This is a genomic window from Pleomorphochaeta naphthae, assembly GCF_055396005.1.
In genome coordinates, this window is sequence record NZ_AP042457.1 from 2,540,188 (window position 1) to 2,565,951 (window position 25,764).

Genomic DNA, 25,764 nt, shown 5'->3' on the forward strand with positions numbered 1-25,764 from the left:
AAATATAATTTAAAACAATGTTAATATAACCTTTTGATTCTTATGACTGACAATGTAATAGATGTCTAATCTAATACCTTTTACCCATTTTTTTACTATTCAAGACTTAATTAAGCCTTTTTTTCCACAATTAATAAATACATCACCTTTTTCTATCTTTCATATCTCTTTTGTTATAGTTACTGTATTTAACGCTAAAAGTGATTACTTACAATTCACAATCGTTATTAACTCTAATTATACCACTCTTTATATTTAAATATCTCAAAAAATTACACCCTTATTTTAGGTGATCCAAATACTATAATAAAAATTTGTAATACCACTTATCATTTATAAATTTAAGATATTTGCTTCAATGATTCTTTCTCATCGATTTATGAGCAATCTCTAGATTATAAAAAGGAAGGTGGACCAATTATATTTGGCCCACCTAGACATTATCTTTAATTTAAAAAAAATTATTTTTAATCAATATCTTCGCAAAGGTTTTTAAAAACTTTTATTCCCTCTATAGTGAATTTCTTTTTAATAGCTTTTATAGCCTCTACCATTTTATTTGCAGTTTGGTTATCAGTATAAATAATATAAATAAAGTTTTCTTCCGGCCAAACTGCATCCCCCATACGAGGATCACAGCCGCCTCTACCATGGACATTATTTACCCTTGTATAATAAAACCCTGGATCTACTTCTTCTAAAGCCTTAAAAATATCTATTTCTACAGTATTATTAGCAATTATCTCTAATCTAATCATGAGTACCTTCTCCTATTTACTAGCGCGAATAATAATGGTGTTACGAATAAAGTTAACAATGTACTAGCTATTAAGCCACCAACTATTGTTTGTGCAATTGGTTGAACTTGCTCAGTTCCAGCACCACCAAAGAATGCTAAAGGAATCATCCCAAGTACTGTAGTCGATGCAGACATTAGAATAGGTCTTAATCTACTTCCAGCAGCTTCTATACAAGAATCTTTAAGACTCTTTCCTCTCTTAAGTAGCAAGTTAGTATAGTCCACTAGAACAATACCACTATTTACTACTAGCCCAACCAAAACAACTAACCCTACCGCACTCATCATACTAAAGGTATAGCCTGTAAATTTGTAGAATCCAATAACTCCAATTAACATTAAAGGAATGGAAGTTAAAACAATAAATGGATCTTTTAAGGACTCAAATTGAGCTGCCATTATTCCAAATACTAATAAGATTGCGATAATTCCAATAATTGAAAATTGAGTTGACATTGTAGCAATATCTTCAAAATCTCCACTTAATTCGTAAGTTATTCCATCTGGAACTACTAATTCATTCTCTAAAAGATTTTGTATATCTGCTTGTGCCTGAGTTGATGCATATCCATCAGCTAAGTCTCCTGTTACATGAACTACAACTTTTTCATTTTCTCTACTTATTGAAGTCGGAGATGTTGATTTAGTTAATGTAGCTACGTTAGAAACTGCAATCCTAACTCCTTCATCATTTTTAACAAATATTTTGTTTAAATCAGGGATAGTAGATCTATCATATTCTTTTAATATTACATCAACATCTAGTTCATCACCATTATCTCTATATACTGTTGCTGTAGTACCATCGATACTTGCTGCAATTTCATTACCAATAGTAAACATATCAAGGCCTAAATCATAAGCTCTTTCTCTATCAATTGTTACTTCATATTGAGGAAGTCCATCATCCATATCAGTTACAGGCTCTGTAATATTAGGCAATTTCTCTTCAATTGTTTCTTTAAGAGTTGTAGCAAAAGCTGAAGCTTCATCTAAACTATCAGAGAAAATTAAGATATCAACAGGATCAGAGTTACCCATTCCAGGTCCAACAGAAGTAAATTCTAATGTTGCCCCAGGGAAATCATCAAAGTGAGCTCTAAGCTCGTTCTTTACATCTTCAACAGTAATAACTTGGTCGACAGCATCTGGGAAGACTAAGTCTATTGAGGCTTTATTAGAATATGTTGATGAATCAAACATTCCACTCTCACCAATTGTTATTATCATATTATTGTAACCACCAATATCTTTAATAATATTAACTAATTGGTTAGTTACTGCTTCTGTCTCATCAAGAGTAGTACCAACTGGCAATTCAAGAGAAACAGTTAAAGAGTCTTCACTCATATCAGGAGCTAAATCAACACCCATTGTTGTAAATTCATATAGTGATAACACTAATAAAAGTACTACAAATACTATCATTTTACCTTTATGATCATATAAAGCACTAAGATGTTTTTCATATCTTAGACTCATATTTTTAAAGCCTCTGTCCAAGAAATTATCCACTTTAGCTAGACCTTTATTTTTTAATGGACGTTGTTTTCTTGTATATATTTTTAGATAATTAGCACTCATTGTTGGCACAAACGTTAATGCAACAATCAAGGAAACAATCAACGCTATAGCAATTGTCCAAGAAAGAGCAGAAAGCATAGTTCCAAAACCTTCTAAATTATCACTAAATAAAATAATTGGAATAAATACACAAATCGTTGTTAATGTTGATGCTGTAATAGACATCATCATCTCTTTAGTTCCAAGTTCAGCTGCTGACTTTAACTTTGTACCACGTTCTCTGAATTTAAATATATTTTCTTGTACAACAATGGAGCAGTCTACTACCATTCCTAACCCGAGTATCAAACCTGTCAAAGTCATTAGATTTAAAGACAATCCTTTGAAATACATAAATAGAATTGTTATGAAAATTGAAATAGGTATTGATAACGCTATGATTATTGTACTTGATTTATTTCTTAAGAAAATAAACAAAATAATCATGGAGAGCAATATACCTTCGATTAACGCTAGGTAAGTTTGGTTCATAATCGCTGAAATTTCATTAGCATCATTTGAAAGAACTGACAATTGAACACCTGATGGTAAATCATCATTTATTGAGTCTAATGAAGCCTCAACAGCTGCAGCAACTTCAACACTGTTTGCATCTGATTCTTTTGTTACTGATAATTCAACACCTGATTTACCATTAATATATACTCTACTAGATTCATCTTCATAGCCTAATTGAACATCAGCAATATCTTTTAATAATACATTTTCCTTAATTATAACATTCGCAATTTCATCAAGAGATGTAAATTCTTCATCTGTTCTAATAATATAATCTTTATCACCTTCAACAATGTCACCAGATCCAACTTGATAATTCTGATCATCTAAAGCAGCAGCAACTTCAGTTAAAGAAATATTATAAGCTTCAAGTCTATTTTGCGAAACTTCTACTTTAACAATTTGATCTTGACCACCACTTACAGAAACTGATGAAACACCACTTAATCTTTCTAATAAAGGTTCGACTTGATCTGAGGCAAGCTCTTTAAGTTCATTTTGAGATAAATCACCCTCTAAACCTAATTTCATTATAGGCATATCATCTGAACTCATTTTATAAATAACAGGTGTTGAAGCATCATCAGGTAGAGAATCAATAACTTGGTCTCTTTTATCTCTAATATCATTAGTTGCTTCATCTAGGTCTTTTGAATAATCAAATTCTAAGTTAACAACAGATGAACCTTCAGAGGAAGTTGAAGTAATTGTTTCTAAATCACTAACATTTGAAAGTTGACTTTCTAACACCTCGGTTACATTTTCTACAACATCTTCTGGTGCAGCACCACTATATGTGGTACTAACCATAACAACAGGTCTATCTGAATCTGGAAATAGTTCAACTGGGATTTGTGGAACTAAAAAACACGCCAGTCCAATAAGAATAACAAATATAATTACTACCGCTACAGGACGATTTACCACAGTTTTTGTTAATTTCATATCTTACCCCTATTGTTCTACAATATTTACAGACGAACCATCTTGTAACATACTTTGACCACGTATAACAACTTGATCACCCAAATTTAATCCTCTTAAAACTTCTACTCTTCCATCTATTTCTAACCCTGTTTCTATATAAGTTAGGACTGCTTTATTTTCATCTGAAACAACATAGACAAAATATCCTTCATCACCAGTAGATAGAGCAGAAGATGGAATAGAAAGAACGTTTTCTTTTATTTCAGTAATCAATTTAATTGAACCAAACATACCAGATTTAACTATGCCTGAATCAATATCATCTAAACTAATAGTAATTTCTAAAGTACGAGAATCACTATCTAAAATAGGACTTATTTCAATAACTTTACCGTGAAAAACAAGGTCTTCAAATGCTTCAAAAGTTATTTCAGCGTCTAAGCCTAATTTTATGTAAGACATATATCTTTCTGAAATATAGCTAGTCAATTCTAAATCTTGTAAATCACCTACAGTTGCAACTGGAACAGATGTTGATGATATTGTATCTCCAACATCAAATGGCAAACTTGTTATAGTACCATCAATTGTAGAAGTTACAGGATTCTGTGCATATTTTTGACCAGGTTGAGATGGATCAATTTGAGCAACAACTTGGCCTTTTGTTACATAGTCTCCTAAAGAGACTTCTAATGAAGACAATTTGCCTGAAGCATCTGGATATAAATCAATACTTTTTGCAGCCCCTACATCTCCATTAAATTCTAAATAATTTGTCATTGTAGTATTTTCAATCTCTTCGACATATACTGCATAAGAAGTTTCTACATCCTGAGGGAATTGTCCTCTCATATTTCCTTTTGCATTATCATTAAAATATATTTCATAGCCAATAAAAGCAGCTACTACAATAATTAATAAAAGTAAAACTACACCGGTTTTTCTGTTTTTTTTCTTATTTTCACTCATTTAATATTCCTTATTCTGTAATTATGATATTGATTTAATTTGATCAACTGAGGCATTAAGAGCCTGTTCTAAATCAAATATTGCTGATAAATAGTTATATTGACTTGTTAATAAATCCTGCTTTGCAGAAAATAATGTTGTTTGAGCTTCTGTTAAATTTAACAGTTCTGTAGTACCTAGATTATAAGCTTCTTCAGTTGCATCATATGTTTTTTGTGAAATCTCAATAGCTATTTCACAAATTTCAATATTTTCTTGATAACCTTGTATTTCCATAACTAATGTTTTGATTTCACGTTGAGCATCTTCAACAACATCTTCATAACTTAATTGTGCTTGTTCTATACTTCTTTTAGCGTTTGTTACTGAAATATCCTCTACACTTCCATCAATATAACCATTTATAGGGATAGAAATACCTGCACTAAGAGAAGCACTGTCAGTCCAATCGTCGTCTAAAATATCTGAATTATAATAAGAATAATCAAAACTCAAAGTAACAGAAGGTGATAAATTATTAGATTTTTCTATATTATAAGAAGCATTTTTAAGGTCGATTTCCTTTTGTGCGGTTTGAATATCTATTCTATTATTTAAAAATTTTGAAATTAAAGTATCAGCATCCAAATCCAAAATTTCAACTTCTAAATCTCCTTCAAGTTCGATTTCTTGATCAAAATCAATTCCTAAAAATGATTTAAAATTCATTAGTTGAGTTTGATAAGAATTGTAAGCGCTAGTATAGGAAGGTTTTAGATTTTCATAAGTACTTTGAGTTTCAAAAACCTCAAGTTCAGAAGCCAATCCATTATCGTATTTACTTTGCATTTGCTCCCATCTTTTTAAAGCTAAATCTAAATTCATTTTTTCAATTTCTAAACTTTGTTTATTTGCTAATAAATAATAAAAAGCTTTCTTAACTTCTGTTTCTAGACTTTTCTTATCATTCTCATAATTTAATAGTTCAGATTCATAAGCTAAATCATCATATTCCATTGAATACTTATTAGATTTATTTAAAGTTACACTTGTAGAAAGAGCCCCTGTTAGCTTAAGATAATCACTATCTGAACTACCTAAAATTGCATTAGAACTAGATATACTTCCATCAACCGAAATACTAGGGAACATAACATTCCAACTGTTATTTTTTTGGTCTTCAACTTTTAGTAAATCAATCAGAGATGATTTAAGCTCATAATTTTGATTTAATGCTAAATTAATTGCATCATCCTCACTTAAGTTCAGAGTTGAAGCAAATAAAGGAACACTAATAATTATTGATGCGAATAAAAAAGAAAGTCTTTTTTTCATATTCAATTCCTTAAAATATATATTTTTAATCATGCCTCATAATAATTATGATTTAAGATAAGAAAAATGATAAAAGTAACTGCTATCAATGACTTTGGTCATAAAAAATATTTTCTTATCAAATAAGATAGTTTTTCCTAGATAAAAACGCTTTTAATATGGGAAAAAAATAATGATTTTAGAATAAAAATACACAAAATTGGGATAAAATATTACCAAAAACACTGCTTTTATGGACTTATATGTATTTTCTGTATTTTATCTGAAGTTAGAAATTATTTTCCTTTAAAAAGTACTTCAGTATATAAAGTGAACAAAATTATTAAACAAATTGTTTGTAGTTTTTATTAAAACAAAAAGTTAGAAAGATTAAATAAACATTTACAATCATCACAACTAGATATTTTTGCATAAAAAAAAGCTAGTAAGTATTAATCTACCTACTAACCTATTTATTATTTAAATTGAAGTTTTTATAATATTAAAGAGAAAAACACTGTTGCAATCATTGCTATTATCATAGATAAAGCTAATGAAAAAGATTCCAATATTTTATGATTTTTCTTTTTAATTAAATATTCAAAAATTGCCATAACTAATGCTGAAACAATGGCAGTTAAAACTGGAATAGCTACACCATTTACTATAAAGTTTGCTAAATAATTTCCCAAAAAAGCTGCACATAATCCTATAAACATAGCAACCATGGCTATGTTAGCAAAAGAAGGTTTATTACTATTAACATTTTTCTCAGCCCTTGTTACTAATTTCTTTGTATATTTTTTAAGTGTAAATATTGTTAATAAACATCCCCAAATTATACCAAAAGTCATAACTAATAAAATTGTTACAAGATCATCCATTGTCAATAATGAACTATCTAAAGTTTTACCCATACCTTGAGCTGCAATTTGTGCAACAGTAGCTTCATATTGTAGATTACCTATCACTGATAATCTTAACCAAGCAACAGGTACCCCTAAATTTCCACCAAGAGCTAGAACTCCTAATAAAATTGATATACTTGGAATGGCAGTAAAAGTAGCTGATGAAGTTATCGCTTTCTTTAAAAGAGACTTGTCCATCCCCATTTTTATTCCAGCACGATAACTCCTAAATATAAAAGTAAAACAAAATACAGAGACAAAAAGTAAAATAGCAGCAACTATTAAATATATTATTTTAGAATTTGCTAAAGAGAGATATTCATTCATAAATCCTCCAAAATATGGATATTGCTTAAAAACAATTTATGTATATTTATACACTAATATATCACAAATGTAATGTAAATAATATAAAAGGTAATTCTTAATAATAAAATTATATAAGACTGAAAAAGTTTATCTTTTATAATATAGTTAAATTTTACTTTATTATTATGCTTTTATATTGATAAACAACTTTTTTAATAATCTTATATATTATAAAATTCAACATCATAAAAATTAATAAAGATTTTAAAAGGGAGATATAAAAAAATGGAGTTCAATAAAGACTTTGCTTGGGGTGTTGCTACCTCTTCTTATCAAATCGAAGGTGGTCATTTACAAGATGGTAGAGGTAAAAATATTTGGGATGATTTTTGTTCTTGGCCTAATAAAGTCTATAAGCAACATGATGGGTTAATTGCCTGTGATCATGTAAATAAATTTAAAGAAGATATTCAAATTATGAAAAAAATTGGAGTTAAAGCTTATAGATTTTCAATAAGTTGGCCACGAATATTACCTAATGGAACAAATAAAATTAACAAACAAGGTTTGAAGTTTTACCATGATTTAATTGATGAATTATTAGCTAATAATATTGAACCATATATTACCCTATACCATTGGGATTTGCCCTTAACTTTACACAGACAAGGAGGATGGTTGAATCCAAATATTATAGACGCATTTAAAGAGTTTGCAACTATTGTAGCAAAAGAATTTACTCCAAAGGTAAAATATTTCTTTACATTAAATGAACCTCAATGTTTTTGTGGACTTGGTTATATAACAGGAACTCATGCTCCTGGATGGAAATTAAATTATAGTGACTCATTATTCTTAATTCATAATGTTTTAAAAGCACATGGAGCTGCTACTATTGCATTAAGAGAAAATTCTAAAGGGCCCATTAAAATTGGTTATGCCCCAACTAGTTCACCCATTATTCCTAAAAATAATACAAAAGAAGCAATAGAGATGGCAAAAAAACAATATTTTGAAATAAAAAATTTAAATGAAGATTATTTCTTTACTACATCTCTATTCAGTGATCCTGTTATCCTAGGAGACTATCCTGAAGATTATTATAAAAAGTATAAAGACTATATTCCCGAAATTTCTAAAGATGATTTAAAATTAATAAATCAACCTTTAGATTTCCTAGGTCAAAATATTTATCAGGGCAAAAAAAATATCGAAAAAAATAGCAATGAAGAACACAATGATTTAAACTGGGATATTGTACCAGAATCCCTATATTGGGGGCCAAAATTTTTATTTGAAAGATATAATTTACCAATATATATCACAGAAAATGGAATGGCTAATGCTGATATCATTTCTCTTGATGGCAAAGTACATGATCCTCAAAGAGTCGATTTTTTAAATAGATATTTAATTGAATTAAAAAAAGCTATAAATGATGGAGTTGATATTAGAGGATACTTTTTATGGTCCTTACTTGATAATTTTGAATGGGCTGAAGGATACCGTTCAAGATTTGGAATAGTATATGTTGACTATAAAACACAAAATAGAATTCTTAAAGATTCTGCTAAATGGTATTCATCAATTATTAAAGAAAATGGTAAAAATCTGTAATATAAATGGTTCCTAAAATTTAGGAACCAAATAAAGAAAACAAATAGTTAACAGATTATATTAAAAAGAGTATTACATCAAACTTGATAAGAGATAAACAAAAGGAGAGTTCCAATATATCGTAACCTCATTTGTTGAATAGCTTTGTTCATTATCTATATAGCATTTTGATGGTGGTGTATTTTCTAAAGCTATTTTTGCAAAATCATCTTCTAAGAATTCGTCAGGCCCACCAATTAGCATTCCTTCCATAGGCTTTTGTCTTGCAATTGATGGTCTATGATGTGGATTTTTAACTTGTTTTGTTCCAAAACCAGTTAAATAGCAATAGCCAAGCGGATTTGCACCTAGAAGATAATCAAGATGATAAGTTGCACAATCAATATATTTTTGATTTGGCTTTAACGAATTAGCCATCAATAAAAGCATAGCATTATTACATACACTCATGTTTGAGCCCCATTTATATTCATCAAGAGAAATTTGGTACCCATCATTGATAGAAGATAAGACAAGTTCATCAGCAGTATCTAATAAATTACTCTTAATTTGATTAAAAACCGTTTTATCAACAAACTCTTTATCTAAAGAGAGATAAATAGCATTGCCATAAGCACCCATATCCTCCCAACCCAGGCCAGATGTATATTTATCATTTAGATTATCTTTTATATATTGATGATAAACCTCGTCTTTTGTTGCTTTATATAAAGCACAAGCTGCTAAAAATCTTTCATCTTTATCATTGTTATCAGGGTAAACACCTGTAACCACATTAGTTGGATTTTTAAAAGAGATTTTTTTACTATTCTCTAAAAAATTCCAAGCTTTTTTTGCAGCTGTTAAACATTTTTGACTATAAGATGGATTTATATCAGAATAAATTATAGAAGAGTAAGCCATAACAGATGCAAAATCTGCTGTCGCACAAGTTGAAATAGGAGAAACATATAATAAATCAGTTTCTTCTTCTGGCATTATAAATGGAGGGAAAGTTTTGCATGTAACTTTATGATATACAGCTCCATCTTCTCTTTGCATTTTTAACATCCAATCCAACTCATATTTTATTTCAGAGAGTAAATCTATTTGATTTTCTTCGAAAACTGAAGAATTCTTTTCGAAGGCAAATAATAAATCTAAAACAGCTTTTGCCCCAGGAACAACATACCTACCATAGTCTCCTGCATCATGCCAACCTCCTGAGACTTCGATATAATCATAAGTTCCATGTATTCTAGCTTTTTCACTATGACAAGCATCATGAGCAAATTCTTTCGCTCTATCCTCATCCAAAGCCATACCACATCTTTGTAAATAAAACATGTTAACACTTGAAACAAGAGCTTTATCAAAACAATTATTACTTATTTCAAAAGGATAACTTTTTTCTTTATTATTTTCAGTTTCTATATGAAATATACCTTCTTCTTTAAATGAGGTAAAATCTCCAATACTTGTATATTCCTTAGCTTCCTGATTTTCTAAAGGTCTCTCTATTATTCCAGTAAAAACTTTTTCGCCTTTTGAGTTAACAACATAAAAGGTCTTATCTAAACAATTTGTAAAATATGCCATCTTCTTTGAAGAAGAAAGATACCCTATTTGATTAACCTTTATTAAAGGCTCTTCCATTTTTTTCTCCACTACTTCATTTTTTAATACTAATTTCACATCTTTCAAACTAATAGTTGCTAAATTTGAAAAATTATCTCCAACCTTTCCCATATTGAAAGCAAGTCTTGGTGCAATATCCGTTTCATCGTCCATAATGAAATCTAAAACATATTCTTTTTCACTTTTTTCAATCGTGAAATACTTTTGGGCATAAGGGTGATAATCACCACCATTTAATTGAAATAGAACATTTATATCCTTTTCCATATTACTAGAAGCTTTAAATGTTAAAATATAATGCCCACCATGAATTAATCTAAATCCATCATAGAAAAATTGAACTCCATGTTCTACATTTCCTATTGAGTTAATCTTTATGTTAACACTATTTAAAAGGTATTTTATAGTTGCACTTCCTCCCTCAAAATATGATCCCCAATTTTTAGATGAAGCAGAGAAATTACCATTCTCAATTAAATTTACATCTTTTTGGAGATAAATAGGTTTTTCTCTATTATTATTTGAGGAAATTAAATCTATATCATTTTGAGTAATCTCAACAGCTTTAGGTTCTACAAAAGAAGAACAAGAAACAATTAAAAATAGACTCAAAATAATTATAGACCACTTAGCAACAGCTTTCATTTTTTAGCCTTTTACACTTCCTAGAGTAACACCTTGAATAATGAACCTAGATAAAAATAAATAAATTATTAAAAGAGGCAAAATGGCAACACAAATGAGCATATATACTTTTCCATAGTCAAATTTCATATAATCGGCCCCTCTAAGTTGAGCAATTAATATAGGAATTGTTTTTTTATTTTTCGAATTAATAATCAATGCTGGCATGAAGTAATTATTCCAACTTCCAACAAAACTAAATATCATTTGGAGAGCAATTGCTGGTTTCAAAATCGGTAATACAATTTTATTAAATGTATAAAATTCATTTGAACCATCAACTCTTGCAGCTTCAACTATCTCAAAAGGTAATACACTTTGCATATATTGAATCATGAAAAATATAACTACTGGAGCAGCTGCTGCTGGAATTATTAATGGATAAAAAGTATCCATTAATCCAAATTTAATCATTAATTTCAAAAATCCAAGAGCAGAAATTTGAACAGGAACCATCATTACTAAAAGAATAAAACTAAAAGCAAATTTCTTTAACTTGAAATTATACATATAAATTCCAAATGCAGTCATTGAAGAAATATATACAGCTAATATTGAAGCACAAGTAGAAATATATACACTATTTACAAGGCCTCTTAAGATTGGAATATTAGCATCTGTAAATAAATTCTTAGCATTTCTAATAAAATATTTGCTAGGAAATAAAGAAAACCCTTTTTGAATTTGTGAATTCAATCTAGTGGAATTAATTAATAAAATAAAAAAGGGGAATAAACAAATTAAACAAAGTAAAATCAGTACAACATAACAAAAAAATCTATTTGCTTTTAATCCTTTTTTATAACTAAAAGAAGGTGAATTAAGTTTAACATTATTTCTCATAATTAATTTTTACCTCCTAATAATAACTGGTCTATAATACCAGTATAATTTCTATTGTTTATTACCATCTATAAATAAATAGATGATATGTTTTTATAAGTGATATAATTGTGGACAGAGGGCCTCTTTTTATCTAAACTTTTAAGTTTTTATAGGAGTCTGTCCTCGGTCCCAGTTTTCCCTATCGGTTGATTAAATCCTTGAGTTTCATTCATGCGGGAGATTGGAAAATGGAACCTATTTTTAACCTTGGAGGTTAGTATGAGTATCGTTGGTATCGACATTTCAAGTACTTCGGCTACATTTTGTATTCTTGGCAATACTGGTGTTATCGCACAAGATGAGTTTCCACTAAATAAAACTGGTTTTAACAAATTATTATCTACTCCCGGAATTAACAAAGATACTACATTTGTCATGGAATCCACTGGGAAATATCACTTAACTTGCTATCATTATCTACTAAATCACAACATGATAGCTTATGTTGTAAATCCGTTGCTTATTAAGCAATACAAGGATACAATTACATTAAGGAAAACTAAGACTGATAAGTCTGATGCTCTCCTTATTGCAGGGTATGCAAATAACCCTAGTATTCAACTTGAAGGGAGAAAAACAGAATTGGAATCTGAAAGTAAACTTCTCTCTAGAGATAGGATTGCTAATAGCGATCAACTTGCAAAAGCTAAGACTAGATTGAAGGGAGATATAGCTGTAGCCTTCCCTGAATTGCATAATGTTAACGTTTTTACTGATTCTTGGCTCAATTTGTTGTCTGTGTATGGTTCTGCTAAACAAGTAGCTTCTGCCTCTACTGTACAACTTGCTAAAGCTATTAGGGGGACTAGAGCAAAAAGTACAGAGCGAGATAAAAAACTTGCTAAACAAGCCAAAGAATTGGCTAAAGACTCTGTAGGTGTAGATCTTCATGCAGCTATTACCAAGCATCAAGCTAAAACTGTTCTTTATCTTAAAAAGGAAGACAAAGAACTTACAAAAGCTCTCATAGATATGGAAAAAGAAATTCATCCACAAGAGATAGAGATTATTACTTCTTTCCCTGGTATTAGTGATACAACTGCTGCACATTTTATGGCAGAAATTCAAGATATTCACCGATTTAGTCGCTACCAAAAATTGATAGCTTTCATAGGAACTGATCCAACAATCTATCAATCTGGAAATGAAGATAGACATGGTAAAATTTCCAAACGAGGGAATAGAGTCTTGAGAAAATATTGCTACCTTATGGCTACCAATAGTCTTAGAAGTAATCCTGTTCTGGCTGAATATTATTCCAGGAAAAGAGAACAAGGATTCCCTCATAGAAAGGCTATGATTGCTACGACAAATAAACTTATTAGGGCTATTTACGCCCTTTTGATTAGAGGCGAAAAAGCTAGTATTCAATAATTTAAAATCTTTTTCCTTAATCATAATTGTTTATAGTTGACTCCTATGATTGAGTTTTCCTTCATAAGAGTCCTATAAACAAAAATTCCAAAGAAAGCTGTTACAATAAAAATTAAAACTGACAGTGCACCAGCCATTCCATAATTTTTACTAGTTAAATGATTATTTAAATACATAATTAAAGTCTCACTTGTTCTATCAGGAGTTCCTTTACCATTTGTCAAAATCTGTGGAACATCAAACATTTGAATTCCACCTATCATCGATGTCATCAAAGTATAAACAAATATGGGTTTAAGAAGAGGTAAAGTTATTTTAAAGAAAGTTTTTGATGATGAAGCTCCATCTATATATGATGCATCGAAAAGGCTTTGATCAATTCCCATTATTCCCGCCATTAATAATAGAGTTGTATTTCCGAACCACATTAAAAAGTTCATAACTGCAATGAGACCTCTCGTTGTAACAGTTTGTGTTAAAAATCTAATTGGTTTATCTGCAAGATCTAAAGAAACTAAAATTTGATTAACAGGCCCTGCATCGGAAAACAAAGTAAAAAATAGCATTGCAAATGCACTAGCCATAATCAAATTAGGCATATATATTACAGTTTTAAAAAATTGTTGACCTTTCAAGCTTAATCTATTACTTGTAAACCACACAGCTAAAACTAAAGCTAAAACAATTTGAGGTATAAAACCAACTATCCATATTACAAAAGTATTAATAGCAAATCTTGGAACTTCAGTTTCAAAAATAACTTGTTTATAATTATCCCAACCTACAAAATTTGGTCCAACTTCCATTAAACCAATTCTATAGTTTTCAAAAAAACTATAATAAAAAGTAGAAAGTAACGGAATAAGAGAAAAGATTATATAAACTACAAAAAAAGGTAAAATAAAAAAATATCCCCAATGAGAATAACTAACAGATTTTCTTTTTTTTAATTTCCCTTTTTTTATCAATTTTTCTTCTTTCATTTATGTCTCCTCAATAATATTTGGAGCAAGACAACTGTCTTGCTCCAAAATTCAGCATTCTGAATTAATTTATTTACTTAAGTTAGGATATTTTTCCATTACGTCAGTATAGAAATTGTTATAAGCTTGTTGCTTTGTAACAGTTCCATTAAAGTAATCTGCAAAAGCAGCTTGGATAGATTCAGTCATACCTTGATCATAAGGTCCCATTGTGCTTCTATCAATTGAAGTTGCTGAGTCTAAGAACATTGAAATATGGTTTTGACCGCCTAAGAAATCATTTTTATAATCACTTTCAGCTAATTCTTCCATTGCTTCAACATTATTTGTAAAGTCACCCATATCTTTAGCTATATTTACTAAGGTTTCTTCATCACAAGTCATTGTATATAATAAGTCTTTAGCTAACTCAAGATTGTCGCTTCCTTGTGCAACGCAAATCCAAGTTCCTCCCCAACTAAAGCCTTGAGGTCCTTTACAAAGGCCCCAATCGCCCCAGCTACCATTACCAATAGTTTTTGGTCCTTCAGGATCATCTAAAACTGCAGGAGCTAGACAGAAGTCAATGAACCAACCAGGTCCAAAGTAACCGAATACTTTACCATCTTTTGCTGCACCAGCCCAAGATTCAGCCGACCAAAGGTTAGCTTTATTATTATAACCCATATCTGTATAAGTTTTAGTCTGTTCAATCCAGTTTTCGATAGAATCTGAAATAGTAATTTTACCACTTGCATCTACCCAAGGAGTTTCTGCATTATCACTAAATACTCTAAAGGCATCATCATAACCACTTAACATAAAATAACCTTTAGATTTAGCTTTTTTAGCAACTGCATCAAATTGATCCCAATTACTTAACATTGCTTGAACTTTTTCAGGATCATCAGTACCTAAAACATCTTTCGCAATTGATCTTCTGTAAATAAATCCACCAGGACAAGCTTGCCAAGAGAGACCTTTAAGATTTCCCTGAGAATCTGTCATAATATCTTTAGTGTATTTATACATACCAGATACATCTTCTTCTGTTAAACCTACATCATTAATTACATCAAGTGCATATGGGGTATCAACATATTTTAAAGCATAGTCAGCTTCTACTAAGAAGATATCAACCTTTTCATCATCGCTTACACTATCTTGAGCAAGTAAAGCTTCATCAAGTTTGTTTTGATAAGCGTTATCTGCATTAGGTGTAATAATCCAATTTACTTCAACGCCATCGGGAACTAAACCCTTAGCTTCAAAATAATCTGTAAAACGGTCTTGGAATTCTGTATTCCAACAATAAATGTTAAAAACTTTTCCTTCAGTCTTAGCAGCTTCCTCTTGTGTTCCTGCTGCAAATACTATACTAGAAAAGGCAACTAATGATAAAAGAGTTAGAATAAATCTTTTCATTTTTTCCTCCAATTTATTTCTGCTTTTTATAGCATTAAATTTCTTTTACTGTTCCACCTGTTAAGAGTTTTCCTACAATAGTAATTATTTCAGGCATACTTAAAGATGGTTCTTCAATCTGTTCAATCAACTTTTGAACAGCAATTTTCCCTATTTCGATTGAATTTTGTTTATATGTTGTTAATTTAGGTCTCAATATTTGGCTTAACAAAATTCCATCATAACCTACTACACTTATATCTTCAGGAATTTTTAATCCTCTTTGCTCAATAACATTCTTTCCACCAATAAAGGAGAAATCGTCAGGATAAATAATACAAGTTGGTCTATCTTCTAAATCTAAAAATTCTCTTGTTGCTAATGCACTTAACTTTGGGTCATGGTAACGAGCTTCTTTGACAAGATCTTCATTAATTTCAAGATTAAGTTTTTTACAAGTTGTTCTAAAACTTGCCATTCTCTTCTGTGTAACTGAGGTATTCTCTCCATGTATTACAGCAATTCTTCTATGTCCTTTTGAGTAAACGTATTCAGCAATTTGCTTCATACCATCTAGATTATCTGAAAGGATTGCAGTACTTCTATCGTATACATAATCAACAGTAACAGTCGGAATTTCACTATTCACTAATTCAATTACATCAGGATTTGAAAAATCAACACTAGCTATTACAACACCATCACATCCTCTATACTTTGCATGTTCATAAAAACTCATTCGTCTTTCACCAAGGTTGCGACTTATAAAGGTAATATCATAACCTTTACTCTCTGCAGCTGACTTAATACTTTCAAGCATTCCTGAAAAATATTCATGTCTAAGTCCACTTGAAGTTTTATCAACAAACAAAACTCCAATATTCAAAGTCTTATTCGTTTTTAAAGATCTAGCTGCTGAATTGGGTAAGTATCCTAACTTCTCAGCTGCTTCCCTAACTCTTTTTGCAGTTTGCTCACTAATGTCTTTTTGACCATTTAGGGCTTTTGACACTGTAGAGTTAGAAACACCACAATATTCTGAAATATCTTTCAAAGTAACCAATTTAAAACTTCCTTAACTATTTACTAAAACGTTTTCGCTATTTCGTATTTTTAGTATTAAACGCATTTTTAATTATGTCAAGAAATATTTAGCACTTTTATTTTTTTGGCTAAACATAACCATTTTATGGATTTTTGTAACTATAATATCAAAAATAAACTTATATCACAAAAAAAATTTAAAAAAAACTTTACAAATCTACTGATCATGATATAAAGTTATAAAAGTTCGAAATCGTTTTCGAAAGAGAAAAACATCTAAAATTTGGGAGAGATACAATGAAATTTGGAAATTTTGATGATAAAAACATGGAATATGTAATAAATACACCTAAAACCCCTCAACCTTGGATAAATTATTTAGGGAATAATGGTTTCTTTTCATTGATATCTAACACCATGGGAGGATATTCCTTCTACAAAGATGCAAAACTAAGAAGATTAACTCGCTATAGATATAACAATGTCCCAACGGATACTGGCGGAAAATATTATTACATAAAAGAAAAAGATAAAATTTGGAATATTGCTTGGCAACCAGTAAAAACAACTTTAGACAATTATGAATGTCGGCATGGCTTAGGTTATTCAAAATACTCTTCAACTTTAAATAATTTAAGTGCTGAGCTTACTGCCTTTGTTCCTTTGAATGAAAATTGTGAAATTCATAAAGTAACTTTTACAAATAACTCGGATAAAAGAAAAGACTTTTTTGTATTTAGTTTAATAGAATGGTGTTTATACAATGCTGTTGACGATGCTAATAATTTCCAAAGAAATTTTAATATAGCTGAAGTTGAAATTGAAGGTTCAACCCTTTACCACAAAACAGAATATAGAGAGAGAAGAGATCATTATACCTTTTTTCATGTAAATAATAAAATTGATGGATTTGATACAGACAGAGCTACTTTTTTAGGCCCATATAATGGCTGGGATTCTCCAGATGCTGTAACTAAAGGTAAATCTTTTAACAGTATTGCTAGTGGAAATTCTCCAATAGCTAGTCACCAATTAAACATAGCTCTTGATGAAGGGGAAGCTAAAACTCTTATCTTTATTTTAGGATATGTAGAAAATGAAGATGATAAAAAGTTTATAAATGATAATGTAATAAATAAAGAAAAAGCTATATCTCTTATCAATAAATTTGACACAGTAGAAAAAGTTGATAAAGCTTTAAGTGATATAAAATTATATTGGAAAGATCTACTCTCTAATTTTTCAGTCGAAAGCAAAGATGAAAAAATTAATAGGATGGGCAATATTTGGAACCAATACCAATGTATGGTAACTTTTAATTTAAGTCGAAGTGCAAGTTATTTTGAATCAGGTACTGGCCGAGGTATGGGTTTTAGAGATAGTTGCCAAGATTTACTAGGCTTTGTTCATTTAATTGGGGAAAGAGCGAGAGAGAGAATTATTGACATTGCTAGTATTCAATTTGAAGATGGAAGTTGTTATCATCAATATCAACCTTTAACAAAAAGAGGAAATGCTGATATCGGTTCTGGGTTTAATGATGATCCTCTTTGGTTGGTAGCTTGTGTTTCTAGCTACATAAAAGAAACTGGAGATTTAAAAATATTAGAGGAACCTGTTCCTTTTAATAATGTAAGTGGTAGTGAAAAACCTTTATTTGAACATTTAAAAAGAAGCATTCATTACATTATGAATAATCTAGGTCCTCACAAACTACCTTTAATTGGAAGAGCCGATTGGAATGATTGTTTAAATTTAAATTGTTTTTCTACAGATCCTAGTGACAGTTTCCAAACTTGTAGTAATTTTGATTCTAAAAAAGCTGAAAGCGTGTTTATAGCTGCTATGTTCATAAAATATGGTCGAGAATACGTTAGCTTGTGTGAAAGATTAAATAAAAAAGACGAAGCTAAATTAATAGAAAATGCTATATCTTCAATGAACCAAGCTGTATTAGATTATGGTTGGGATGGGAATTGGTTCATTAGAGCTTATGATGCATTTGGTGAAGCTATTGGTTCTAAAAATTGTGATGAAGGTAAGATATATATAGAACCACAGGGTTTTTGCACTATGGCTGAAATTGGTAAAGAAAAAGGATTTGGAAAAGTAGCATTAGAATCTGTTAATAAATATCTTCTAAACGATTATGGAGTTGAACTACTTCATCCTTGTTATACTAAATATCAATTAAAACTTGGAGAAATTTCTAGTTATCCCCCTGGTTATAAAGAAAATGGTTCTATTTTCTGCCACAATAATACTTGGATTGTATTAGCATATGCTACAGTAGGTGACGGAGAGAATGCGTTTGATATATACAAAAGAACTTGTCCAGCTTATGTTGAAGAAAAGAGCGAAATACACGAAACAGAACCTTATGTTTATAGTCAAACAATAGCTGGAAGAGATGCTCAACATTACGGTAAGGCAAAAAATAGTTGGCTAACTGGAACAGCGGCTTGGAGTTTTGTCGCATTAAGCCAAGGGCTCTTTGGTATCATTCCTGATTTCGATGGGCTAAAATTAAAACCTTGTCTCCCAGATCATCTAAAAGAATTTACTGCTACAAGACACTTTAGAGAAGTAACATACTTCATTAAGGCTAAAAATAAAACAGCTAATAAAAAAGGTTTGTATATAGATGGAAAACTTCAAAATGGTGATATAATTCCTTATTCAAATGAAAAGAAAACAGTATACGTTGAATTATATTATTAATAATAATCGACAGTAAAAAAACAAAAAGAAGTCCTCATGTTAACAAATATACATCGGACTTCTTTTTTAATACTTAAACTATTAATTTAAAATAATAACCAAGGTGAAATAAAGTTAAACAAAAGTCCCACTAAGATTATTCCGACAGTAGTAACACCAACAAATATTGCTATTAATTTAGGCTTTATAACTTTTCTCAAAATTATCATCTCAGGTAAAGAAAGAGCTGTTGTAGCCATCATAAATGAAAGAGCAGTTCCTATTGCAACTCCCTTATCTATCAAAGCTTGGGCAATTGGTATTGTTCCTAAAGCATTGGAATATAATGGAACACCTGCTATTACTGCAACAAATAAGGCGAAAGGGTTATCTTTATTTGCATATTTATATAAGAAATCTTCTGGAACCCAACCGTGAATAATAGCACCTAAGGCAATACCTATTAATAAGAATAAATAAACTCTTTTAATAATATCTTTCATATTATCAAAAGCAAAAGTTAGTCGCTCTTTTCTAGTCAATTTTTCAATTTTGATATCAGCAGATTGCATTTCATAAACATATTCTTCAACTTGTTTTTCCGCTTTAAAGAGGCCAATTACAGCTCCTCCAATAACACCAACCACAACTCCTGTTAAGACATATAGAAGTGCAACTTTCCAACCAAAAGCTGCTAGTAGTATTACAAAAGCTGCTTCATTTACTATTGGAGAGGTAATCAAAAAGGAAAAGGTAACCCCTAATGGGATTCCAGCTTCAACAAATCCTATAAACAGAGGCACAGAAGAACATGAACAAAAAGGAGTAACAATTCCTAATAACGAAGCCATAATATTAGCTGTTATTCCCTTAAATCTTTCCAATATTTTTTTTGTTTTTTCAGGTGGAAAAAAACTTCTTAAATAAGATATAAGAAAAATCATTATACTTAATAAAATGATAATCTTTATTACATCATAAATAAAAAAGTGAATGCTTCCACCTAATGCACTATCTAAATCTAAATTAAAAACTCTTGTTACTAACAAGTTAACTAAATTATCTAACCAAATAAACATATAAACCTCATATCAACTTTTTTTGATATATAAAATTAAAAAAATTTTATTTTTTACAAGAACATTCGATATCATTACAATTAATTTTGAACAAAGAATCTAAAACTTGTTTTGCTGTTTCTTTTCCTTCTTCACTTAATCTATAATGACTCCATTTTCCCTCAGCCCTACAATTGACTAAACCAGAATCAACTAAAATCTTCAAATGATAAGATAATCCAGACTGCCCCATATCTAAATTCTCTAGCAAATCACAAGCACATTTTTCACCATTCTGTAATATATTAATAATGTTTATACGCCTTTTATCGCTAAGAGCCTTAAATATTTTTACTATATCTTCATCTTTCATAAAGAATCCTCATATCAACTTTTTTTGATATGAGGATAGTAATCATTTAATTTATTATTGTCAATACATTTTATAAAAACGAAGCTTCTTCGGTATATTTTTGAATCTGCATTATCTCAGAATCACTAAAATTCAAATATTTTTTTAAAAGGTTAAATTCTTTATCAATATTAGTATCTGAAACAGTCATATTATCCGAAGAAATAGCTATTTTAACACCTTTATCAAATAATTGGCGAACTGGATGTTTATCTACAGATTCAACAACTTTAGTTTGAAGATTACTACTAACACAGACTTCTAAGGTTATATTATTATCTTTTAACCTCTCAATAATATCCTCATGTTTCGCAGATAAAATACCATGTCCAATTCTATCAGTTTGCACATCCAAGGCGACAACTAAATCTTCTTTTGTTCCAGCTTCTCCAGCATGTATAGTTAAAGGGAGTCCCATTTGTTTAGCTTCTAATAATAACTTTTTATAATTTCTTGTAGCATATAAAGTTTCAGATCCAGCAATATCTAAGGCACACACTGTATTACCTAAATATTTTTTTGCTAAATGTACGGTTTCTTCATTTAATTCTTCATTTCCTTTTCCTCTCATCATGCAAACAATCAAGCCAGCTTTAAAATCACCAATCTCTTTCTCAGCTTGTTCAATACCATTAATTGCAGCTTTTAATATTTCTTCTTGATTATATCCATTAAAAATTGACAATTGCGGTGCAAATCTCACTTCAGAATAATTCATATTAAGAAGAGATAAATCTTTAATTAATTCATAACTGACTCTTTCAATTGCATATGGGGTTTGTAAAACTTGTAAAGGAACTTTAAATCTGTCTAAATACTCATCTAAACTTTTACAAGTACTTGGAACTTTCATTATTTCTTCTAATTTATCTTTTGTTAAACTTAAATCAATTTTTTGTTCCTTCATTAGATCCCATACAGTATCTACTCTCAATGAACCATCTATATGTAAATGTAATTCTCTGTTTTTCATTCATTCCTCCAAGGGGATTGTTATAAATGATAATCTATTTATTATAATAATACAAATTTTTTTCATTAATGATGAAACATTATTATTATTATTATTTTTCTATAAAAACAGAGAAAACTGTCTTAACTTGTTTAATACTTTCAACTTCAACAAAACCTTTTAATTTACTTAAAGCTGCTAGAACTATAGAGAGGCCAAGCCCAGCCCCACCTACTTTTCTTGACCTCGACTTATCTTCTCTATAAAATCTCTCAAAAATATGATCTAAACTTTCTTTTTGTATCCCTACTCCATTATCTTCTACACATATTATATTATATGATAAAGAGATATTCCCCTTTTCTTTTATTTTTGAGTAGTATTTAGATTTTATATCTTTTGGATTAAATTGTTCTAAATATACTTTTATTATTGAGTTTTTCCCACTATATCTAATGGAATTACTAATCAAATTATATAATACTGAATAAAATAATTGTTCATTCGTTTTTATGATAAAATCTTTATCAACTAAATTAGAGACTTTTATATTATTATCTTTTATAAAGAGCTTAAATTCTTCAAATATCGAATTTATTAAATTATATAAAGACAAATTTTCCATTTTTATTAAATTATCATTTTCAATATCATCTATCTGATGTAATTGTTGAACTATTTTTGTAAGTCTTTCTACTTCTAATAAACAATGCTTTATATTTTCTAAATCTAAATCGAGTACACCATCAAGCATTGCTTCTAATTGTGCTTTAAGATTTGTTAGCGGAGTTCTGATTTCATGCTGAACATCCTGAGATAATCGTTTGTCCTTTTCAATACTCTCGCTTATTTGATTCGCCATGTGAATTAAAGAATTACTTAATTGATAAATTTCTTCAATTGACGTGTTATAATCTATTTTAACATTATAATTACCTTTTTCTATTTCTTCAGTTGTTTTAGTTAATGATTTTAATGGTTTAGATAGATAAAAAGAAATAAAATGTCCAATAATCAATGATATTATAAAGGAAATCAATCCTATAAGAATAATAGATGTTAAAATTGAATTTCTTAACTCTAATTCCACGTTTGTAAGTTGATAATTTCTATTTCTTCCTTGAACCATAATTGAATTGTTTTGATTTATTATAGTTGGAGATCCATCTTGCTGACGCTCTAAAAGCTGTTGATTTTTATTATTTGCATATTTCTCAAAATTTGTTTCAACAGAAAAATTAAAAACCAATGCGACTAGCACTGTTATTATTAAAGAAAAAAGTCCAAAGATAATTGTTAAATGTCTTTTTATTGTTAATTTAAATTTCAAAACTATACCCTATTCCATGCTTAGTTTTTATATATTTCGGATGTTTTCTATCATCTTCAATTTTCAGTCTAAGTCCCTTTATATATGTATCTATACTACGATCAAACCCATCAAAGTCATCTTGTAAAGCATAAAGTATTAAATCTTCTCTTGAGAAAATACGATAAGGAGATTTTGCCATGGTAAATAATATTTTTCTCTCAGTAGGAGTAAGTTCAATTAAATGAGAATTTTTATAAATTAATGATTTATCAAAATCAAATTTTAAATTTCCATAAACAACTGGCTTTGAGACTAATAAATCATTTTTACTGCGTCTTAATATAGCTTTTACTTTAGCGACTACTTCTCTTGGACTAAATGGTTTTTCTATATAATCATCAGCACCTAAATCAATCCCTTTTACTAAATTATCATCACCAACTTTAGCAGTTAACATAATTATTGGTACCCTAGATTTCTTTCTTACATATGTACAAACTTGCTCTCCAGAAAAATAAGGCATCATCAAATCTAATATAATTAAATCAAAATCTTCTGAATCAAAATATTTTATAGCTTCTTTACCATCATTTGCAACAACAATTTTATATCCTTCCTTTTGTAAGTATTTTCCTAATATACTTGATATATTCTCTTCATCATCTGCTATTAAAATTTTATAATCTTTCATTAATTTCCTCTATTTGCTTTTATTATATCACACCTCATTTTAAAATTATGAAAAACTAGTTATTACTAATTTAATAGCAACAACTAGTTTCTCTGTTATACTGTATAAATGAATTTTAATTAGTAACTATAAAAGTTGGCATACCTCTACGATTTTCATTTGTTCTATCAAATTTTGTACGCTCTCCTTGACGAACATTACTATTCATATTTCTTCTAGAATGATTATTATTATCTTTTCTAGCATTATCTCTTCTATGTATACCTAGCTCACAATTATCTAATAATTCACTTTTAGAATAAACTTGATTCATTTCAACATTTTTATATAAATCTTCTCCTGTTCTTTCATATAAGGCCTGTCTCCCCACTTCTGAACGAACTCCTAGATTACTATTTGATTCCATAGACCTAGCAAAAATACCTGTTGATGCTATACCGACAATTACTAAAATTAATACAATTCTTTTTTTCATTTTATTACTTTCCTTAATTTTTATTTCACATCTTTTTATGTGATATACTAAAAATAAGATACTAATGTGGTGAAATTGTGGTAAAATTATAAAAAATGCACTATTTAATTGATTATTTGGAATCTAACCTTTAAACTATTTTTTGAGGAGATTATAGTGAAGAACAAAGCAAAAACTAGGAGTATTATTATGGATTTATTTTTTTCTAATCCGAATCGTGAAGTTCAAGAACATATAGATAATTTTAATATTAAGTTTGTAAACTTATTGGCTCTGGTATTTGGAATTTCTCAATTCCTTTACTTTATATTAACTTTTACTCCATATTTTGATGTACCTGAAAGATTAACTTATCGTTTATTATACCTGATTAACTCAATAATATGTTTCTTTTTCTACTCCTCTGTTATGCTATTTTATTATAAAAATAATAAAAAAGCAGCTTGGGTTGAAAGGCTTCAAGCTGTTGTAATTGTAGCAGTAACCTCTTGTACTGTTCTAATTAGTAGTATTGATTTTAAATATGGTGGCGATTGCATAATGTATTGTACTATTGTATTAGCTATTACTACATTAACGCTTCAATCACCTTTCCAAGCTGCTTTGTATCATTTTATTGCTGGTATTTTTTATATTACTTTTTGGTCAATTTATAAAGGCGGTTTTGATGCTGGATATACTTTTAAATTTATCGCTTTCATTGTTTTATGTTTTGCTTCTGGTGTAGCAAAATACAAACTATTTGTCGAAAAGACAAAAGCTCAAATTGAATTAACAAATATAAGTGAAGAGTTTAGACAGGCCTCTTTAAAAGACACTCTTACTGGAACAAAGAATAGAAGAGCTTTAATTCAAGATAGTTATCTTTTCTGTAGCGAAAACTGCTTTTTCTTGTTTACTGATATAGATCACTTCAAAAATGTAAATGATTCTTATGGTCATCAAAATGGTGATTTAGTTATTCAATATTATGCTAAGAAACTTTGCGATTTCTTTGGAAAAGAACACGTATATAGATTCGGCGGTGATGAATTTATGGTAGTTGTTCCAGCTATGAATAAAAAAGCTTCTGATCAAGCTTTACATTCTCTCCAGACTTCATTACAGGATGTAGAATTTGATAATGAAACTCATTCTTTCTCTGTAAGTGGTGGTTATTTATTTACGCGATTAGGTTGTGAAAATTTGACTTTCAAGATTGAAGATATGCTAAGAAAACTAGACCATGCTTTATATGAAGTTAAGAACAATGGAAGAGGTTATTTCTTACAAGCATAGTTTATATTAAAA

The 25,764-nt window shown here is 29.4% G+C and carries 20 protein-coding genes; 4 read left to right on the top strand and 16 right to left on the bottom strand.

Annotated features, from left to right (window positions below; genetic code table 11):
- Window positions 1-467 precede the first annotated feature (467 nt).
- From ACZ5SO_RS11595 to ACZ5SO_RS11615, 5 genes are all read right to left on the bottom strand, one after another.
- Window positions 468-758, bottom strand: coding sequence for a PG0541 family transporter-associated protein (locus tag ACZ5SO_RS11595; protein ID WP_464624794.1), 291 nt, complete (start codon window positions 756-758; stop codon window positions 468-470).
- Window positions 755-3,826: an efflux RND transporter permease subunit gene (locus tag ACZ5SO_RS11600; protein ID WP_464624795.1), complete on the bottom strand. Its 3,072-nt coding sequence runs from the start codon at window positions 3,824-3,826 to the stop codon at window positions 755-757. Before ACZ5SO_RS11600 ends, ACZ5SO_RS11595 begins: the two co-directional genes overlap by 4 nt.
- Window positions 3,827-3,835: 9 nt before the next feature.
- Window positions 3,836-4,777 (bottom strand): efflux RND transporter periplasmic adaptor subunit, encoded by a 942-nt coding sequence (locus tag ACZ5SO_RS11605; RefSeq protein ID WP_464624797.1) that lies wholly within the window; start codon window positions 4,775-4,777, stop codon window positions 3,836-3,838.
- A gap of 21 nt (window positions 4,778-4,798) precedes the next feature.
- Window positions 4,799-6,091 carry a TolC family protein gene (locus ACZ5SO_RS11610; protein ID WP_464624799.1) on the bottom strand — a complete coding sequence of 431 codons (1,293 nt, stop codon included), beginning with the start codon at window positions 6,089-6,091 and terminating at the stop codon, window positions 4,799-4,801.
- A 473-nt stretch (window positions 6,092-6,564) separates the two neighbouring features.
- Complete coding sequence (locus ACZ5SO_RS11615) at window positions 6,565-7,305, bottom strand: DUF5058 family protein (RefSeq protein WP_464624800.1); 741 nt, start codon at window positions 7,303-7,305, stop codon at window positions 6,565-6,567.
- Window positions 7,306-7,572: 267 nt separating this feature from the next.
- Here ACZ5SO_RS11615 and ACZ5SO_RS11620 point away from each other — a divergent pair, with 267 nt between their 5' ends.
- Window positions 7,573-8,904 (top strand): GH1 family beta-glucosidase, encoded by a 1,332-nt coding sequence (locus ACZ5SO_RS11620; RefSeq protein WP_464624801.1) that lies wholly within the window; start codon window positions 7,573-7,575, stop codon window positions 8,902-8,904.
- 72 nt (window positions 8,905-8,976) lie between these two features.
- Here ACZ5SO_RS11620 and ACZ5SO_RS11625 read toward each other — a convergent pair whose 3' ends face one another.
- Both ACZ5SO_RS11625 and ACZ5SO_RS11630 read right to left on the bottom strand, forming a co-directional pair.
- Window positions 8,977-11,166 carry a glycoside hydrolase family 9 protein gene (locus ACZ5SO_RS11625; protein WP_464624803.1) on the bottom strand — a complete coding sequence of 730 codons (2,190 nt, stop codon included), beginning with the start codon at window positions 11,164-11,166 and terminating at the stop codon, window positions 8,977-8,979.
- Between the two features lie 3 nt (window positions 11,167-11,169).
- Window positions 11,170-12,048, bottom strand: a complete 879-nt coding sequence (locus ACZ5SO_RS11630) for a carbohydrate ABC transporter permease (protein ID WP_464624804.1) — start codon at window positions 12,046-12,048, stop codon at window positions 11,170-11,172.
- Between the two features lie 261 nt (window positions 12,049-12,309).
- Between ACZ5SO_RS11630 and ACZ5SO_RS11635 the strand changes: the two genes are divergently transcribed.
- Window positions 12,310-13,464, top strand: coding sequence for an IS110 family RNA-guided transposase (locus ACZ5SO_RS11635; protein ID WP_464624806.1), 1,155 nt, complete (start codon window positions 12,310-12,312; stop codon window positions 13,462-13,464).
- A 20-nt stretch (window positions 13,465-13,484) separates the two neighbouring features.
- Here ACZ5SO_RS11635 and ACZ5SO_RS11640 read toward each other — a convergent pair whose 3' ends face one another.
- The 3 genes from ACZ5SO_RS11640 to ACZ5SO_RS11650 form a co-directional block, all read right to left on the bottom strand.
- Window positions 13,485-14,447, bottom strand: a complete 963-nt coding sequence (locus ACZ5SO_RS11640) for a carbohydrate ABC transporter permease (RefSeq protein WP_464624807.1) — start codon at window positions 14,445-14,447, stop codon at window positions 13,485-13,487.
- Between the two features lie 69 nt (window positions 14,448-14,516).
- Entirely contained in the window at window positions 14,517-15,851 is a 1,335-nt protein-coding gene (locus ACZ5SO_RS11645) for an ABC transporter substrate-binding protein (RefSeq protein ID WP_464624808.1), read from the bottom strand.
- 34 nt (window positions 15,852-15,885) lie between these two features.
- A complete protein-coding gene (locus tag ACZ5SO_RS11650; RefSeq protein ID WP_464624810.1) occupies window positions 15,886-16,893 on the bottom strand; it encodes a LacI family DNA-binding transcriptional regulator in 1,008 nt (335 codons plus the stop codon).
- Between the two features lie 278 nt (window positions 16,894-17,171).
- Between ACZ5SO_RS11650 and ACZ5SO_RS11655 the strand changes: the two genes are divergently transcribed.
- The gene (locus ACZ5SO_RS11655; RefSeq protein ID WP_464624813.1) at window positions 17,172-19,595 is read left to right on the top strand and encodes a glycoside hydrolase family 94 protein; all 2,424 of its coding nucleotides are present in this window, start codon (window positions 17,172-17,174) and stop codon (window positions 19,593-19,595) included.
- 86 nt (window positions 19,596-19,681) lie between these two features.
- Here the strand turns inward: ACZ5SO_RS11655 and ACZ5SO_RS11660 are convergent, their stop codons facing one another.
- The 6 genes from ACZ5SO_RS11660 to ACZ5SO_RS11685 form a co-directional block, all read right to left on the bottom strand.
- Window positions 19,682-20,653 (bottom strand): permease, encoded by a 972-nt coding sequence (locus ACZ5SO_RS11660; protein WP_464624815.1) that lies wholly within the window; start codon window positions 20,651-20,653, stop codon window positions 19,682-19,684.
- 46 nt (window positions 20,654-20,699) lie between these two features.
- Window positions 20,700-21,005, bottom strand: a complete 306-nt coding sequence (locus ACZ5SO_RS11665; RefSeq protein ID WP_464624817.1) for an ArsR/SmtB family transcription factor — start codon at window positions 21,003-21,005, stop codon at window positions 20,700-20,702.
- A gap of 70 nt (window positions 21,006-21,075) precedes the next feature.
- A complete protein-coding gene (gene add / locus ACZ5SO_RS11670) occupies window positions 21,076-22,017 on the bottom strand; it encodes an adenosine deaminase (protein ID WP_464624819.1) in 942 nt (313 codons plus the stop codon).
- A gap of 91 nt (window positions 22,018-22,108) precedes the next feature.
- The gene (locus tag ACZ5SO_RS11675; RefSeq protein ID WP_464624821.1) at window positions 22,109-23,326 is read right to left on the bottom strand and encodes a sensor histidine kinase; all 1,218 of its coding nucleotides are present in this window, start codon (window positions 23,324-23,326) and stop codon (window positions 22,109-22,111) included.
- Window positions 23,316-23,999: a response regulator transcription factor gene (locus ACZ5SO_RS11680; protein WP_464624823.1), complete on the bottom strand. Its 684-nt coding sequence runs from the start codon at window positions 23,997-23,999 to the stop codon at window positions 23,316-23,318. Before ACZ5SO_RS11680 ends, ACZ5SO_RS11675 begins: the two co-directional genes overlap by 11 nt.
- A 115-nt stretch (window positions 24,000-24,114) precedes the next feature.
- Complete coding sequence (locus ACZ5SO_RS11685) at window positions 24,115-24,474, bottom strand: hypothetical protein (RefSeq protein WP_464624824.1); 360 nt, start codon at window positions 24,472-24,474, stop codon at window positions 24,115-24,117.
- Between the two features lie 156 nt (window positions 24,475-24,630).
- Here ACZ5SO_RS11685 and ACZ5SO_RS11690 point away from each other — a divergent pair, with 156 nt between their 5' ends.
- Entirely contained in the window at window positions 24,631-25,752 is a 1,122-nt protein-coding gene (locus ACZ5SO_RS11690) for a GGDEF domain-containing protein (RefSeq protein WP_464624825.1), read from the top strand.
- Window positions 25,753-25,764: the final 12 nt, after the last annotated feature.